The organism is Shewanella sp. SM23 (genome assembly GCF_025654295.1).
GTDB lineage: Bacteria > Pseudomonadota > Gammaproteobacteria > Enterobacterales > Shewanellaceae > Shewanella > Shewanella oncorhynchi.
In genome coordinates this window covers 69,629-87,151 of sequence record NZ_JAKKRM010000012.1, presented here as the reverse complement: position 1 = coordinate 87,151, position 17,523 = coordinate 69,629, and the positions used below count along the sequence as shown (strand labels likewise).

Here is a 17,523-nt window from a genome sequence, read left to right as displayed (position 1 = left end):
ATTTTAAAATTGTCTGATAGTCTGAGAAAAAATCAGTTGTCGACCCAAAGCGGACCTCTAGTAATTAACAATTAAGGACAATTACCTTGTACCTAGCCGAACTAACCATTACCAATTTTAGATCATTTGGCCCTGACGGCATTACGGTTAAATTTCGCGAAGGGTTAACAGCTCTTGTGGGTGAAAATGACTCTGGCAAGACGGCAGTAATTGATGCTTTAAGATTTCTCCTCGGAACAACCGATCAAGAATGGCTTCGATTTAGTGATGATGACTTCCATAAGGCAAGCAAAGGTAGCTCTGTATCAAATGAAATTAAAATATTTGGCACATTTAAAAAATTAACTCCCGGCGATAAGTCAGGATTCGCAGAATACTTAACCTACGGAGTTAGTCAGGGAGATGAACCTATCTTTCACCTTACGCTTACAGCAAAGCGAATGGGAACTAGAGCCGGGAGGCAATATATCTCCACAGACCTTCGATCTGGTAAAAATGGAGAGGGTCCAAATCTAGACAACAACTGTCGTTTATTGCTCGCAGCTACATATCTAAGGCCACTTCGTGATGCTGAACGAGAGCTTTCTTCTGGGCGTAATTCTAGGCTTTCGATGGTCTTAAACTCACTTGATGGCGCAGAAGTGGGCAAGCTGTTTGACGCGGCAAGTACTGATCTATCTTCATTTAGTTTCGATGACATTAGACAGCTGGGGTTGCTAGGACTAGGTGACTTATTCAACAAGCTGATTGAACTTCATCCTCATATTGATAATGGGAAATCAAAAGTTAATCGTCATTTAGATGAATTGCAACTTCATGGCGACTCACTAAAAAGCTCGATATCGGTTAGTCAGAATGGCTCGGGTTCTCAGAGGCTTAGGCAACTCTTAGATAAGTTAACTCTAAATGTGGATAATACACTTGGGAGAATGGGGCTAGGGTCAAATAATATCCTCTTTATTGCATGCGAATTAATCCTTTTAGCCGATGGTCAAGATAACTTTCCACTATTGTTAATAGAGGAACCCGAGGCACATGTGCATGCACAGCGTCAACTTAGGCTAATACAGTATCTTCAGAAAATAGTTGCCTCCCAAGATGATAATGAAAACAAACCTCAAATAATAATCACCACGCACAGCCCCAACCTAGCATCTGAGGTTGATCTCAATAATTTAGTTGTTATTCGAGCTGGCAAGGCTTTTTCTACCGCTGATGGTGAAACTGAGCTTGATTCAAATGATTATAAATTCCTCTCGCGTTTTCTAGATGTAACTAAAGCGAATCTATTTTTCGCTCGTGGAGTCATGATTGTAGAGGGCGATGCGGAAAATATTTTGATGCCTACCTTGGCAAAGTGCATTGGGAAAGATTTTACGGAACATGGAGTTTCTATGGTCAATGTCGGAGGAGTTGGACTGCGACGATACGCTAAAATCTTTATGAGAAAAAATCCTGCTCAAGATGGAATACAGCCTGCGCCAGTTGCTTGTGTCACCGACTTGGACGTTATGCCAAACTGTGGCCCCTATATTATTAAAATCATCAAAGACAATAGTGATTGGCCTATATTAGGGGATGGAGAGGAGAGAAAGTGGCGTGCTAAGCAGGATTTTCAAGGGACGGGATTAAATGAACATAAGGAAAAGATTAAATCCAAGGCCCATGGGCAGAGTGTAAAGTCATTTGTAGCAGATGAGTGGACTCTAGAGTATGACTTAGCATTTGCAAACAATAACGCTTTGGCTGAAGAGGTCTGTATTGCCGCTCAATTAGCAATATGGGATGAGGGTGATAATTACTCTGAATACACAGCTAAGGAAAAATTTGAGAAGGCCCAAACCAAATACGCTGACTTAAAGGAAGAAGCTGACCAACTTGCGGTAGATAAGGGTTGGGACAAGAATGAAGTTTTAGCCAGCAAAGTCTATGCAAAGTACGTCACAGGCTCTAAAGCTTCAAAATCCATCGCGGCACAGTATTTGTGTGAAATTATCTTGGATAATACAAAGCGCGACATAACTTATAATTTAAGGGTTAAACTCCCAAGCTACGTTGTTGAGGCAATAGACTACGTTACATCGAATCTTAATACTGCTTCAGGAGGCGAGATTCGTGGAAGTTGATCTGCTAAAGATTACGGATGATGATATTGCTTGGGTGGTGAGAGTGTTAGGTTTGCCTGATGATGCCTTCTCCCAGGAAAAAGATGGAGGCTCGAGGGAGAGAATACTTAAGTCTATTGGCGAAACATTGGATGTATCGGCTTGTCCCGGCAGTGGTAAAACAACTTTGCTTGTTGCAAAGCTGGCGATACTTGCACGTAACTGGCCTTATCGACGTCAAGGCATGTGTATTCTTTCGCATACGAATGTTGCGAAAGACGAAATTGAAAAGCGCCTAGGAGGAACGGAAGTCGGCCGAGCGCTTTTATCATACCCACATTACATTGGAACTATACATGGGTTTGTTAATGAATTTATGGCTCTCCCTTGGCTAAGATCGAAAGGGTACCCAGTTAAGGCTGTTGACGATGATATGGTTAAAAGGCATAGAGTTAGTTGCCTTAATTGGAAAGAGCACCCACAGCTTAACGGATGGCTAAAAAATAAGGTAAAAAGTTCAAAGTGGGATGTCAATATTTCGGACATCATTGACTCATGGACTATCTCGTCGGCGGCGTTCCATGTTGTAGATAAAAGCGGAATGCCAATATTTAAGAATTCCGGAGAATCCAGTGATCAACTAAAAAATATCGTTGAGCGTGTAGTTGCTAGCGGTTATCACCGATATGACGAGATGTTTATGTGGGCAAACGATCTTATCGATTGCTCGCCTGCCGTAAAGCAGCATATCCGAGGCCGCTTCCCTCTTGTATTTCTTGATGAAGTTCAAGATAACAGCGAAGTTCAATCATCCATACTTCACCGGATATTCATGGAAGGAGATGGCGCAAGCTGCAGAATGCGATTCGGTGATAGTGATCAGGAAATATTTAATCATGTTGGTGAGGTTAACAGGGCAAAAACTGATAAATTTCCATCAGATGAAGTTAAGTATGATCTCCCAAATAGCCATCGCTTCGGTCAATCAATAGCAAATTTAGCTTCTCCTTTATCGGTAGGCAAAATGATCTTGGCAGGCCAAGGGCCTAAGGTCGGTTCATCAAAAGACACTGCCCACGCTATATTTCTAGTTGACGAAGATAGCACCGGGGCTGTCTTAAAAGCCTACGGACAGTATTTGCTCTCAGTATTTGATGAAGAACAAGAATTATTGGATCGATTGACTTTTACCGCTGTTGGAGCTGTACACCGAAATAAAGAGGGGGCGGAAAAAAACAAACCCCACAATTTATCTCATTACCACATTAAATATGATCCAGATATCGCTAGTAAAGACCCAAAGCCTAAAACTTTTTTGCAATATGTCAAAGCTGGTCATAGGTTGGGAGAGAAGTTTGCCACCGAAGGAACTGGAGGTGAATCATTCACTACAGTTGAGCGTATTACTATCGGGATAATTAACTTTGCTAAAGAGTTATCAACACAATTCGATCTAAAACCAAGACAAAGAAATCATCGGTTCATTTTGGAGTCGCTAAAGGATGACAAAGCGAATTGCGATAAATACCTTAAGCTTATTGGCTCTCTCGCTGTTGACCGAAACTTCCCTTCGGAAGCTGATTGGAGTACCACATGGAAGGATATTGTAATCGACGTCGTGACTTCGCTATCCGGAGTCGCTCCACAGAGCGACCATCCTTTTCTAGATTATCAACAATCTGAAGATTTTTCTTCAAATCATATTGGTACTCGGAACAACACATATACTGTAGAGAATGACGGACGGAAAGTGAATATTAAGTTAGGTTCAATTCATTCCGTAAAAGGCGAAACGCATACTGCGACTTTGATGTTGGATACATATTTTAATAAATCGCATCATTTGAAAATGATCTTTCCATGGATAAAAGGCAAACTCAAAAAAACAATTTCTGATTCTGATGTAAAGCGATTAAAGCTTCATTACGTGGCTATGACACGGCCCTCGCATCTACTTTGCTTGGCAATGAAAAGGAGCCATATAGAAAATGAGAGTGGGGAATTAAATCAAAAGGAAGTCGACGCGTTGAAGAAGCAAGGATGGGGAAAAGTCGCTGTCGTCGATAAAACTGGTAAGTGTGATTGGTTGTGATGTACCTAATGTCCGCTTCTGGCACTAAGCAGTCTTGGGCTTTATAGGTATAAGTGCCATACAAAATGTGTTAAAATAAAGCGATTAAAAGACCGTTGTTTACTTATTATTGTTTTTATATTGACGGAATAGAATAAAGTGTAAAAATTAATGGTGGTGAGTTTTTATGTAAATTCATGAATTGAAATTGATTTTTACATTTCACTCACTCACTCGTGAATGTGGTTGCTGTTTTTTACGTATACTTCCTTTTTAGCCCGGAACTTTCTAAAAGTGTAAAGACAAAATTAGAATAAATCCATTTAAGCCACGCCAGTCGTGGCTTTGTTGTTTCTTGTCTTTATGTTTTTAAGTTTTGTGCTGTGAGGCCGTGGGCGAGGTTGCTAAATCTTTCACCTCGCTTGCTCACATAACGATACGTTTGAGATAGAAACTTAGAACGTATAATCGAAGTTATAACGCATGCCTAGCATGATCTGGTCATTGGTTTCGCGGTATTCAAAATCTGTTTTTTGATATTCGATGAAGGTGCTGAATTTCGGTGTTTTATGCCATTCCAGCGTAGTGTTATAGGCATTGTATTTCGCGGAGGTGATGTCATTGTCGCCATCGTCATATCTGGACACGCCTAGCTTGATTTTATAGCTGTCAGTGATGGGATAGCTTGCAACTACATCCAGTGTTGAACCATCCAATGTTGTGCCATCGACGCTGTCTTTTTCAATGTTTTGGTAGGCTGCGGCGAGGAACAGAGAATTGAAATTTTTTGCTAGTGTTACACCGAATGTATTTTCATCCTTGTTGTCCTCTAACTCTTTATTATAAAAAGCTGTGGCAATGTAGATGAAGTCGGTTTTATAACGGATGCCCGTGTTAACGAAGTCACTGCCGCCACTGCCTTTATTGCCGTCGAATTGCGCATCGGCCGAAAATAACAGGTCGCCAAACTCTTTACGATAGGTCACGAGATTATTGAGCCTGAATGGGCTCGCACTGTCATAGGCCAGAGGTGTTCCTGAGCGGTTAAAGATATCAACGGGATCGGAAATCATTTCCTGTGTGACGGCTTGTTTACCTATGGCAACGCTACCAAAAAATCCCTTTAATCCGACATAGGCTTTGCGCGCATCGCCAAAGTCACCGTCATCTTTGATATCGACCTTAAATTCCCCTTTCGCAAAACCGACTAAGCCATTACCGAGTTGGTGCTCTGCAGCAAAACCTATCCGCGAGTTTGCATCGCCAACATCCCACACATCGTCCGAGTTAGTGTGGGTCAGGCCGAATGTTGGGCGTAAAGAACCATAAAAATTAAACTGGGTATCCGATGGCACTGATGGCTCATTTTCTTGAGCTTCGAGCATGGCGAGTCTCTGCTGAATTTGTTGTAATTCAGTGCGTAATTCGTCATTGGTTTCTGCTGTATTATTGGCTTGAACGGCAAAAATAGGTGTGGCAAAGCTCAGCACAAGTATGGCTGATGTAAGTTTAGACGGTTTCATTTATGTTTCCTTACATAACAACTACTCGCGTTACGCTAATGGATTTTGTTGCCGATTGAGCTGTATCGCTAGTAGTAAGGAGCTGCACTTGTGATAGTGCTGGGGAGGCGCCTAACTAAGAAAATTAGGCTTCGTAACTCAGCAGCTGACAGATAAAACCTGCCAGCTGGCTTTGGAAAGGTGTTGCCCTAAAACCCCGCTAACGCAACGGGACTTTAGGTTAAGGAAAACTAGAGTATGCTTGCGGCCATTTTGCGACGCAGGTAAGCAATCTGCTGCATGTGCGGCAAATCTTTGGGGCAGTTATCTTGGCAGCCGAGTAACGTCATACAGCCGAACACGCCGTCTTGATTGCCAATCACATGGTAGAAATCATCCGCGCTGCGGCTGTCTCTGCTATCCATTTCAAAGCGGGCAATTTTCATCATGCCAACCGCGCCGACAAAGGTGTCACGCATTTGTTTGGTGGCGCAGGCCGACACACAAACGCCACATTCGACACAGCGTTCTAGCTCATAGATCCGTGCGGCTTCTTCGGGTGCCATTGGATTTTCGAGACGATGAATGTCCTGATCATCGGGTCTAGGGTGCAGCCACAGTTTTAAGCGTTCGGCTAATTCACGCATAAATTTACCCGTGTTCACAGATAAGTCGCCAATCAGCTCGAAGCCAGGTAGCGGCATGAGGGTGATTTCGCCATTAGGATAATTTGCCGTTAACGTGCGACAGGCAAGCGTGGGGAAACCATTGATCACCATGGCACAACTGCCACAGATGCCCGCGCGGCAGACAAAGTCGAACTGCAGTGAAGGGTCTTGTAGCTCACGTAGTTGATTTAAGGCGATAAACACTGTCATGCCCGGTGTTTCAGTCAACTGATAACGTTCCATCTTTGGCTTGTCTTGGCCATCTTGCGGATCGTAGCGAAAGATATTAAAGCTGATTTGACGGCTCATAGTGGTTTGTTTCCTACCGGTTGGGCTGGAGTGATCGCTAAGGTATCGCTGAGGCGTTCATTAGGAGCCTGCAGGTGGCTTGGCAGCTCGTATGGCATCAGGGCTCGCTGCAGTGTGTCTCTATCGGGGTCATCACCTAAGCTCGCGAGCACTTGATTGATTTCTTGTACGCGTTTTTCGGTATCTGGATGGGCGATAGTATTGTCGTTACCGTAGCCCCGGTATCCCGGTGGTAGCTCCATTTTCATTACATCTAGCGCTTCATAACGCAGTACTGGTTCAAGTGATTCGGCATCTGGCCAAGTCGCCAGTGTGCGGTTGAGCCAATCTTTATCATTGCGTTGTGGGTAATCTTCCCGTGAATGGGCGCCGCGGCTTTCAGTGCGAGCCTCTGCGCCACAGGCGACGGTTAGGGCTACTTTTAACATACGGGTGACGCGCAGCGCTTCGACTAACTCAGGATTAGCGTGACGTTTTTTACATTTAAGGCCAAGATTTTTTGCCCGCAGCAGCAAGTCTTTCAAGCCTTTGATGGCTTTATCTAACTCGGGTCCATTACGGAAGATCCCGACGTAGTTCATCATGATGCGTTGCATTTCTTTCTTTATTTGGAAGGGATTTTCTGTACCGTTGCCTTCGACCAGTCCATCGATTTCTTGCTGTAATTTATCGATGAATTTTTGAGTCAGTGCGGTATCAATTTCTAAGTCGTTATTCTGACAAAAATCAGCGACATATTTGCCGATGATCATGCCGCCGACCACAGTTTCTGCCACCGAATTACCGCCTAAACGGTTAAAACCATGCATGTCCCAACAGGCCGCTTCTCCGACACTGAACAGTCCTTTGAGTTGTGGACTCTCACCTGTGGCATTGGTGCGCACGCCGCCCATGGAGTAATGCTGGGTTGGCCTGACGGGGATCCAATCTTTGCACGGATCGATACCGAGGAAGTAATCACAAATCTCTTTCACTTCGCGCAGGTTGGTTTCGATATGTTCACGGCCCAGCTGCGTAATATCCAGCCACAGATGCGGGCCGTAAGGGCTTTCGACACCATTGCCTTTGCGCATGTGCTCTGTCATACGGCGTGAAACCACATCGCGGGAGGCGAGTTCTTTTTTCTCTGGCTCGTAATCTGGCATAAAGCGGTGGCCGTCTTTATCGCGCAGGATACCGCCATCACCACGACAACCTTCAGTGGTAAGGATCCCCGCGGGCACTATGGCGGTAGGGTGAAACTGCACCGCTTCCATATTGCCTAAGGTCGCGACACCTGTGTCGAGTGCTAACGCTTGGCCTATGCCTTCGCAGATGGTGGCATTGGTCGATATTTCATAAATCTTGCCATAACCGCCGGTGGCGATGGTGGTGGATTTGGCGACATAAGCGCGCAATTCACCTGTGACTAAACAGCGGGCAATGACTCCATGGCAACGCTTACCGTCATGGATAAGCGACAGGGCTTCAATCCGTTCATGTACTGGAATGCCCATGGAGATAGCTTGGTTATCGACCGCGTACAGTAAAGAGTGGCCAGTGCCGTCTGCGGTGTAACAGGTACGCCATTTTTTTGTGCCACCAAAATCGCGGGCATTGATTAGGCCGTGAGCTTCTTCAGCCTCATTGAGCGTTACCCTTTGCGCGTTCATGATGACTTCACGTGGGCCGGCGGATATTCTCGACCAAGGTACGCCCCAGTTGGTGAGTTCGCGGATCGCTTTTGGTGCAACGTGGGCAAACATGCGTGCGACGTCTTGATCGCAGCCCCAGTCAGAACCTTTTACCGTGTCTTGAAAGTGAATGTCTTCGTTATCGCCCATGCCTTTAACGGTATTGCCTAGGCTGGCTTGCATTCCGCCCTGTGCGGCGGCCGAATGTGAACGTTTTGCGGGAATTAACGATAGCACTAAGGTATCTAGGCCTCGCTCTTTGGTGGCAATCGCGACTCTAAGGCCTGCCAATCCTGCGCCAATGACTAATGAGTCTGTATAAATGATTTTCAAATCAGATCCTTATCTAATAATTTAGATAACATTTCATGGATTTATCATTGCGCTCCTCGGGCATAGATGCGCTGCAACTATGTATCAGAGGAGGATCCGTATGTTGTTTGTCTTGCTATATAGGCTAAGTGCGCCGATAGCGTCATGCCCATTACTGAGGAATAAACGGTTGTACCGGCAAAACTAATTCGATACCAATATTGATATAGGTCACTAGGCTTAATGTGCCTAAACACAATAAATAGACGATCAATACTTGCGCTATAGTGCGGATAAGTGGACGGTTACTACTCACACCCCACTTTAATATCACTCGGTATAAACCAACGATGCCGTGGAATAACACGATAGGTAAAAACACCACGTATAAGAGCCAAGCGTTATCGTGGTAAACCCGTTCGGCCGAAAGGTGAGGGCCAATATCAGGGTTTAAAATCATAGTGGCAAGATGGGCTGACACTAAGAAAAACAGTAAGAAACCGGTGATCATCTGCCAGAACCATGCTTGGGTATCTCTATGCTTGATAGTCGACATGAAGCCACGCATCGCTCGCCATTGACCTAATTGCACCGGAAAACGACGTAGTGCGGTGGCGGCATGTACTGCAACAATCACCAGCATAATGACTGAAATGATCTGGGTCACGATGGGGAAGCCATGACCCGTCGAGCTAAACATACTGCCTTCTAAGAATTGCACCATGTGAAAGAAGGTTTCTTTACCAAATAAAATGCTCGCCTCGAAATGCATATGAAATAAGAGGAAAATACCTAATATAAGCCCTGTCGCACTTTGTAAGCAGTCTGCTTTAGCCGACCAAGCTTGGCCAAATGGTCCGCCGTTAATGGCGGTAGGAACACGCGTTTTTGCTGACATTAATTCACCTCTTACTCGATTTGCTATGGCGTGAATGTACCTGCATCACGCCAAAACAAAGTCTATAGATACAGATTAAAAGAAGAGGGTTAATCCATTTGTAGGCATTAGCCCTGAGAGCACTTAGGGTAAAATTGAGCTACAGCATCATGCCGCCAAACAGGAAGGCCAATGCCACACTGGTGGCAATCGTCACAACGCCAGGGACCAGGAACGGATGGTTAAATACCGCCTTACCAATCCGAGTCGAGCCGGTATCATCCATCTCGACCGCAGCCAGTAGCGTGGGGTAAGTCGGTAATACAAACAGCGCGCTGACGGCGGCGAACGAGGCTACGGCTGTCAATGGACTTACGCCAATCGCCAAGGCTGCGGGCATTAGCGCTTTTGTTGTCGCGCCTTGGGAGTAGAGCAGCATGGAGGCAAAGAATAAGGTTACCGATAATAACCAGGGCTGACTTTGCAGTAAGGTGCCGGCTAAATCTTTGATTTCCTCGATATGATTCGACACTAAGGTATCGCCTAACCAAGCCACACCTAATACACAGACACAGGCTGACATGCCTGACTTGAAGGTGGCCGCATTGGATATTTCGCTCGCGTCTAACTTACAGAAAATCGTAATAGCGGCAGCTGCCGTGAGCATCAGCACCATAATGGCGGCGTCGCGTGGCAATACAGGGTCAACAATCAAACCGACTTTGTCAGATATCGCAGTGGCATAGGCCATGACAGCCGCAATCGCCAGCAAGAAAATCATCACAGATCGTTTCGCGCCGGCTTTAATTTTGATCTCAGTTTTACCGCGTGTTTTAACTAAACCTTTGGCTAAGCGTTCTTGATAGACAGGATCATCGGCCAGTTCTTTACCCATTAAGTTGGCAACAACGGCGCCGACCATGCAGGCGAGGAAAGTTGAGGGAATACAAACGGCTAACAGTACTAAATAATCTACGCCAAACGGCTCTAAGATACCTGAGAAGAACACGACAGCCGCTGAAATCGGTGAGGCGGTAATGGCGACTTGAGATGCGACAACGGCAATAGATAAGGGACGAGAGGGGCGAATGCCTTGCTCTTTTGCGACTTCGGCAATAACAGGTAAGGTGGAGAATGCTGTGTGGCCTGTACCCGCAAAGAGTGTCATGAAATAGGTGACGACAGGGGCCAGAAAGGTGATTTGTTTGGGATGCTTACGTAATAATTTTTCTGCCAGTGAGACTAAATAATCCATCCCTCCAGACACTTGCATGGCCGCAATCGCGGTGATAACTGACATAATGATGAGGATCACGTCAATCGGGATATTGCCCGGTTTGAGTCCCATCCCCGCGGTCAGTATCAGTACCCCGACACCGCCAGCGAAGCCGACTCCCATGCTACCCATCCTTGCACCAAGGTAAATAGCCCCGAGGACGATAATTATCTCTAATATAATCATAGTGTTAACTCTATTTTATTTTTTAATTTCAATAGCCTACGCATATTCACTCTGCGCAGGCTTATTCTTGAATCATCGAGTTGTGGGCTGGGAAAGGCTCCCCAGCCCCACTGAGTTACACTTTGGCTTTGCTGGTATTGCGTTTAGCCTGATATTTAGGATTCATCAGGTTTTCAACTGAGAGAATGTCATCGAGTTCTTCAACCGTTAACAAACCGCGTTCGAGTACCACTTCACGGACATTTTTACCCGTTTGAGCGCAAATCTTGCCTATGATGTCACCTTCATGGTGGCCGATGATTGGGTTAAGGTAGGTCACGATCCCGATAGAGTTCATCACATGGGCCATGCAGATCTCTGGATTTGCTGTGATACCTTCAACGCATTTTTCACGTAGAGAGATACAGGCATTGCCCATCAAACTGAGCGACTCAAACATTGCCTGTCCAATCACAGGTTCCATTACGTTAAGCTGTAATTGGCCAGCTTCGGCGGCCATAGTGATAGTGATATCATTGCCGACAATCTTAAACGCAACCTGATTGACGACCTCAGGGATCACAGGGTTAACCTTGGCTGGCATGATGGAGGAACCCGCTTGCAGCTCAGGAAGATTAATCTCCTTCAGACCTGTACGTGGACCCGATGAAAGTAAGCGTAGGTCGTTACAAATCTTGGACATTTTAATCGCCATACGCTTAATTGCACTGTGCAGCATAACGTAGGCACCACAATCGGATGTCGCTTCGATTAAATCTTCCGCTGGCACATAGGCACGCCCAGTAATGTCTGCCAGATACTTAATGGCTAATGCGGAATAACCGACAGGCGTATTGAGCCCTGTACCAATGGCGGTTGCGCCTAAGTTCACTTCTAACAACAACTCTTGGCAACGTTTGATGGACTTAATTTCTTCTCGCAATGTAACTGCAAAGGCATGAAACTCTTGGCCTAAGGTCATAGGCACGGCATCTTGCAATTGAGTGCGGCCCATTTTTAAGATGGTTTTAAACTCTGTGGCTTTAGTGTCGAAAGCGCTGATAAGGTCGGTTAATGCATCTAACAGAATATCGGTACTGTTGATGACCGCAATACGGAAACCTGTTGGATAGGCATCGTTAGTCGATTGGCATTTATTGACATGGTCATTAGGGTTGATGACATCGTAACGGCCTTTTTCAAGCCCCATGATTTCCAGTGCAACGTTGGCTAATACCTCATTGGTATTCATGTTGACCGAAGTACCTGCGCCTCCTTGATAAACATCGACCGGAAATTGATCAACAAATCGACCCGTTGTGAGTATCAGATCGCACGCTTCAATAATTTTGTCAGCGATTTCAGGACTTACAGCGCCTAATTCACTGTTAGCCATGGCAGCGGCTTTTTTTGTTAGCATCATGCCACGGACTAATTCAGGTACATCGGAAATTTTTTGATTACTCAGCTTAAAGTTTTCGATGGCACGCAATGTATGTATGCCATAATAAAATTCATTGGAAACTTCTTTCGTGCCCAATAAATCTTCTTCGATCCGTACGCTATTAGTATCTTTCATTTCGATCCTATTAAATCCAATTAATAGTAAGATATATCTCCGAGTATTGAGTTGTGGATGTGTACAATAAGTATACGTAACACATCAAGAATAACTCATCGAAAACATGAAGGAGAATCGTCTCCTTGACTATCGAAGTAGATCTTAACGCTTTGGCAATAACAGGATTAGGATGGTGATCACTTAACTGTATGAAATAGTGTATTTCTTTTTTTTCTTAGATAAGTCTCTCAACTAGGATCACTAGTGTGAGCCATTACTTTTTGATGCAAATTAGCTATAGATTTGTTATTCGTTAACCAATCGGCGACATATTTATTCAAGTGTTTTTAAAATTAAATAAACCATACGATATTTAATTGTCACTGCGTCAATAGCGAATAATCATTGATTAGTTAAATCTACTCAATAATAAATGCATGGTGTTTTCCTTAAAGTTTAAATAATCAATTAGATAACGCTAAATCTGTTATTTCATTTTAGTGAGAGCTATCACAGTGAGGCTTAGACAATAGTGCACACTGTGGGCGTTTATTATTAATCAAAGGATGTAAGCATGAATTTTCCAATGCGTAAGCTTTTGCTCTCGGTCACTTTAGGGTTATTTCTCTCCTCCGCGGCGCAGGCGCTTCCACAGGTACGTATTATTGCCACGGGTGGCACTATTGCGGGAGTCGGACAATCGGCTACTGAGTCTAACTATCAGGCTGGTGAAGTGGGCATTAGTAGCTTAATTGCGGCCGTGCCTGAAATGAAACAACTTGCTGATATTCAAGGTGAGCAACTGGTTAAAATCGGTTCGCAGGACATGAACGATAAAGTTTGGCTAGCCTTAGCCAAGCGCATCAATCTGCTATTGGCTGATAAAGATGTCGACGGTATCGTCATTACCCATGGTACTGATACCTTAGAGGAAACGGCGTATTTTTTAAATCTCACCATCAAGAGCGATAAGCCTGTAGTACTGGTTGGGGCAATGCGTCCATCAACTGCCATGAGTGCCGATGGCCCGATGAATTTGTATAACGCAGTCGCGACCGCCGCTAACCTCGAATCTAAAGGTCGAGGCGTGTTAGTGGTGATGAACGATACCGTATTGAATGCCCGCGATGTGACTAAGACTAACACTACAGGTGTACACACTTTTGCCGCGCCTAACTTTGGCCCGCTTGGCGTTATCCATAACAGCAAGATTGAATACATGGGCAAAACTGAGCGTCAACATACAAGGCAAACGCCTTTTGATGTTAGCAAACTCGACAAGTTGCCACAGGTAGGGATTGTCTACAACTATGCTAATGCCAGCGATTTACCTGTTAAAGCTATGGTTGAAGCGGGTTTTGATGGCATAGTCAGCGCTGGTGTAGGTAATGGTAATATTTACCACTCAATATTTGACACCTTAGCTAAGGCGAGTCAAAAAGGCACCTTAGTCGTTCGCTCTAGCCGAGTGCCCACAGGCGCAACCACGCTTGATGCCGAGATAGACGATGCTAAATATGGTTTTATCGCAGCAGGTAATCTTAACCCGCAAAAAGCCCGCATTTTACTGATGCTGTCGTTAACGCAAAGCAAAGATCCACAGCAGATCCAACGTTGGTTTCAACAGTTTTAAGATTCAACTGCGTGATAAAACAAAAGTCCTGCGAATATTCGTAGGGCTTTTGCATTTTGCATTAATGGCTTACCTGTGAAGTGGTTTTTTCACGAGGCCATGAGCCGAAATATCTAAACTTTGGTGTGATTTTTAAAGCCAAAATTGTGAGGGTTCAACTCAGATTTTCAATCAAGATATTGCTCTGTAATTAGATTTAAGAAAGTGCTTGGCTAATTAAACACTCAATATTTCGCTAATATATGTATACCATTCCACAGTAACCATTAAATCCACAGCTGTTTCAGCTTCCTTCCTCGCTCATTATTTTTCGGCATATTCTGACTATATATCAAGGCGATAAACTATTTTTAGTACGGCATAAGGTATTGATTTTGTGACTTAAAGTGCTTTAGGTACTATAGTGAAAGCTTATTTTATCTGAAACATAGGTGAGCGCTTCCTAGGTTTCTTGTTTGATTTTGGGGGAAAAGTGCGAATTTTAATGAACAATTTCAAGGTAATCAGTTTTGTGCGTCAGTGGTTACTGCTGGCGCTTTTGAGTATGGCGTTGCCACTGCAGGCGAGCGAAGATCCGCTGTGGATGGGAACGACAGGCTTGCCTATGAGTGAGCGGATCCATACCGGTGAACTTGCCAATGGTATGCGTTATTTATTGGTGAGCAATAAGACGCCGGAGCAGGCGGTCATAGTGCGGATGCGGGTGGATGTAGGCTCTTTGGTCGAGTCTGATGCCGAGCAAGGATTAGTGCATTTTCTTGAACACATGGCCTTTAATGGATCGACCGGATTGGCGGCGGGGGAGATGATGCCGACATTACAGCGCCTTGGCCTGAGTTTTGGCGCCGATACCAATGCTGTGACTGAGTTTCAGCAGACGGTCTATCAATTCAACCTGCCAAGTAATAGCCAAGATAAAATCGATACTGCTTTGTTTTTAATGCGAGAAATTGGCAGTAATTTATTACTCGACCCGGCGCTTATTGAGCGTGAAAAAGCGGTGGTGTTGTCTGAACTGCGTGAACGTAGCGGTGCGGATCTTGAGAATTACCGTAACCAATTACAGTTTTTAATGCCAAATACATTGTTGTCAAAGCGCTTCCCCGTGGGCGAGGCGAACAGTATCAGTAATGCCAATCGCGAGGCGTTGCTGTCTTTATATCAGCGTTTTTATACGCCCTCACGCACCACTTTAATTGTGGTGGGTGATATCGAGGTAGCCGCGGTAGAACAAAAGATAAAACAACAGTTTGCCAGCTGGAAAGCCGCGCCTTTGGCCGCTAAAACCAAGGAACAAGCTATTGGTACTGTCGCAGAGCGCCAAAGTGTCGATGCGGCGGCATTTTTTGATCAAAGTCTGTCAACGTCAGTTTCCCTTGGCATGCTAAAACCCATCTCAGCGATTACCGATAGCCCTGCTGTGCGGGAGCAGGAAATGTTGCTCGAGCTTGCCCACGGCATCTTGTATCGCCGTATGGAGTCGCAATTACTGCATAGCCAAGGTTTATATGGTGTAAACCTGCAGGTTGGGCCGCAGTTTGATATTGCCTATGGAACACAAATGAGCCTAGGTACGCAGGAAAATAACTGGCAAGAGGGAATCGCACTCTTGGATAAAACCCTGCGTCAAGCAAAAGAGTTTGGTTTTAGCCAGCAGGAAATTGACCAGCAAATCAAACGTATGCATAAGGGATATCAGCTAAGTGTCGCGGGGAGCAGTACCATTCACAGTGTGAATATTGCCGAGAGTCTAGTGTATTCGGTGGCGGGCAATCGCGTCCCTGTCGAACCCGATTGGCAGCTCGCATTTTTTGAAAAAATAATGCCAACAGTGACACCGCACAAGCTAAGCCAAGTGTTTAATCAAACATGGAACGCTACGCCGTATTTGTATCTGACGAGCAATAAGCCCATTGAAAATGCTGAAAAACAGCTTATCGCCAGCTACGAGAAAAGCCGTAAACAAGCGGTGAGCGCACCAGCAATCAAGGCGATTGATGAGTTTGCTTATACTCAGTTTGGCGAGCAAGGCAAGTTAGTGGCTGACAGTCGCGATAAGGAAACGGGGATTCGCCAACTGCAATTTGCCAATGGCGTGCGTCTTAATCTTAAGCCTACCAACTTTAATAAAGGCACCACATTGGTCAGCCTAAACATTGGCTTTGGTGAAGTGCCATTCCCTGAGTTGGATGGTTTGTCTTATCTGTTTAACAGTGCGTTTGTGCAGGGTGGGCTCAAGGCCCATGATTATGACAGTCTGCAGGATATTTTTGCTGGGCAAGATATTTCCATCAACTTAGGCCTGCGTGAACAAAGTTTTGGCGGCGAGATTAGCACTAATGCCGCAGAGCTACGCACGCAGCTTGGCTTAATGACGGCTTATTTAATTGAGCCGGGTATGGATAAGCAGGCTGAGCAATTGTTTCGTGAACAAGTGATTGCCGAGCAACAAAGTATTCATAGCAACCCACAATCTGAGTTTTCTAATCAGTTTGCCCGTATCTCCCATAATGGCGATAAACGCTATGGTTATGGTGAGCCTGAAGAAATTCTCAAACGTCACTTTGGCGAATTAGCGCCTAGTTTCCATTCGGCCGTCGAACAAGGGGCGATTGAACTCGCTATTGTGGGTGATTTTGACGAAGCGAGTGCCATTGCTGCTGTGGCTGAAACGCTTGGCGCTATTAAGCGTAGCCCTATTGCTAATGCTCAGTCGATAGTACCTGTGTTTCCGAAAGTGCCCGTTCAGAAAACATTAACGCATTATGGTCAACTGGATATGGCGGCACTTGCCATGGTGTGGCCTACAACGGACATGACTCACTTGAGTCAACACGCGGGATTGGGTCTGCTGGAGCAAGTGCTAAGCATTCTATTAACGGAAAACGTGAGGGAGAAGGCGGGTGCGAGTTATTCGCCATCGGCCTTTTCTTACAACGATTTCAATGCCAGCGGTTATGGTTACTTAGGTTTGTTTAGCGTGACGACTCAAGCCATGTTGCCAACGGTTGCCGAGTATTTCACCGCCGCAGTTAAGCAAGTTAAAGCGCCTTCGGGGATCAGTGAGGATTTGCTTAATCGAGCCCGCCAACCAGTGCTTGAGTGGATGCAAGCTGCACCGCAAACCAATGGTTTTTGGTTAGATCTCACCTCAACCGCCCAGAGTCATCCCGGTCGTTTTGCTGCCTTTAAACAAAGGCAAGCGTTAGCGCAGCAGATGACAGTTGCAGAACTTAATAAATTGGCGCAGCAATATCTGCAAGACGATAGTAGTTTAATGATCCAAGTCCTGCCTGCACCGCCAGAACCTCAGCAATGAGTGTTGGGCTCATAGAATAGTAGGCTGATCATTCACCGACATATCCCCAGTG

General features: G+C 45.2%; 10 protein-coding genes. 4 read left to right on the top strand and 6 right to left on the bottom strand.

Translation table 11 applies throughout. The annotated features are described in order from the left end of the window. Positions 1 to 86 precede the first annotated feature (86 nt). Together L5L98_RS14960 and L5L98_RS14955 are read left to right on the top strand one after the other, a co-directional pair. Positions 87 to 2,126 carry an ATP-dependent nuclease gene (locus L5L98_RS14960; RefSeq protein WP_263142092.1) on the top strand — a complete coding sequence of 680 codons (2,040 nt, stop codon included), beginning with the start codon at positions 87 to 89 and terminating at the stop codon, positions 2,124 to 2,126. Further along, positions 2,116 to 4,197, top strand: coding sequence for a UvrD-helicase domain-containing protein (locus tag L5L98_RS14955; protein ID WP_263142090.1), 2,082 nt, complete (start codon positions 2,116 to 2,118; stop codon positions 4,195 to 4,197). Before L5L98_RS14960 ends, L5L98_RS14955 begins: the two co-directional genes overlap by 11 nt. A 434-nt stretch (positions 4,198 to 4,631) precedes the next feature. Here L5L98_RS14955 and L5L98_RS14950 read toward each other — a convergent pair whose 3' ends face one another. From L5L98_RS14950 to aspA, 6 genes are all read right to left on the bottom strand, one after another. Further along, positions 4,632 to 5,699 carry a porin gene (locus L5L98_RS14950; protein WP_263142087.1) on the bottom strand — a complete coding sequence of 356 codons (1,068 nt, stop codon included), beginning with the start codon at positions 5,697 to 5,699 and terminating at the stop codon, positions 4,632 to 4,634. Between the two features lie 230 nt (positions 5,700 to 5,929). Next, a complete protein-coding gene (locus L5L98_RS14945) occupies positions 5,930 to 6,655 on the bottom strand; it encodes a fumarate reductase iron-sulfur subunit (RefSeq protein WP_113940031.1) in 726 nt (241 codons plus the stop codon). Further along, positions 6,652 to 8,661: a fumarate reductase flavoprotein subunit gene (locus tag L5L98_RS14940; protein ID WP_263142085.1), complete on the bottom strand. Its 2,010-nt coding sequence runs from the start codon at positions 8,659 to 8,661 to the stop codon at positions 6,652 to 6,654. Before L5L98_RS14940 ends, L5L98_RS14945 begins: the two co-directional genes overlap by 4 nt. Positions 8,662 to 8,812: 151 nt before the next feature. Next, positions 8,813 to 9,538, bottom strand: a complete 726-nt coding sequence (locus L5L98_RS14935; RefSeq protein WP_113940029.1) for a fumarate reductase cytochrome b subunit — start codon at positions 9,536 to 9,538, stop codon at positions 8,813 to 8,815. Positions 9,539 to 9,677: 139 nt separating this feature from the next. Beyond that, on the bottom strand, positions 9,678 to 10,979 hold the full coding sequence (locus L5L98_RS14930; protein WP_105251341.1) for an anaerobic C4-dicarboxylate transporter: 1,302 nt from the start codon (positions 10,977 to 10,979) through the stop codon (positions 9,678 to 9,680). 115 nt (positions 10,980 to 11,094) lie between these two features. Continuing rightward, entirely contained in the window at positions 11,095 to 12,537 is a 1,443-nt protein-coding gene (gene aspA, locus L5L98_RS14925) for an aspartate ammonia-lyase (protein WP_131524382.1), read from the bottom strand. A gap of 556 nt (positions 12,538 to 13,093) precedes the next feature. Between aspA and ansB the strand changes: the two genes are divergently transcribed. Next, positions 13,094 to 14,152 carry an L-asparaginase 2 gene (ansB, locus tag L5L98_RS14920; protein WP_113940026.1) on the top strand — a complete coding sequence of 353 codons (1,059 nt, stop codon included), beginning with the start codon at positions 13,094 to 13,096 and terminating at the stop codon, positions 14,150 to 14,152. 484 nt (positions 14,153 to 14,636) lie between these two features. Further along, positions 14,637 to 17,471, top strand: coding sequence for a M16 family metallopeptidase (locus L5L98_RS14915; protein WP_263142082.1), 2,835 nt, complete (start codon positions 14,637 to 14,639; stop codon positions 17,469 to 17,471). Positions 17,472 to 17,523: the final 52 nt, after the last annotated feature.

Bases quoted from the DNA above. Each gene is read 5' to 3' on its own strand.
- L5L98_RS14945 (WP_113940031.1), bottom strand. From the start codon at position 6,655: ATGAGCCGTCAAATCAGCTTTAATATCTTTCGCTACGATCCGCAAGAT.
- L5L98_RS14930 (WP_105251341.1), bottom strand. From the start codon at position 10,979: ATGATTATATTAGAGATAATTATCGTCCTCGGGGCTATTTACCTTGGT.
- aspA (WP_131524382.1), bottom strand. From the start codon at position 12,537: ATGAAAGATACTAATAGCGTACGGATCGAAGAAGATTTATTGGGCACG.
- L5L98_RS14950 (WP_263142087.1), bottom strand. From the start codon at position 5,699: ATGAAACCGTCTAAACTTACATCAGCCATACTTGTGCTGAGCTTTGCC.
- L5L98_RS14935 (WP_113940029.1), bottom strand. From the start codon at position 9,538: ATGTCAGCAAAAACGCGTGTTCCTACCGCCATTAACGGCGGACCATTT.
- ansB (WP_113940026.1), top strand. From the start codon at position 13,094: ATGAATTTTCCAATGCGTAAGCTTTTGCTCTCGGTCACTTTAGGGTTA.
- L5L98_RS14915 (WP_263142082.1), top strand. From the start codon at position 14,637: ATGAACAATTTCAAGGTAATCAGTTTTGTGCGTCAGTGGTTACTGCTG.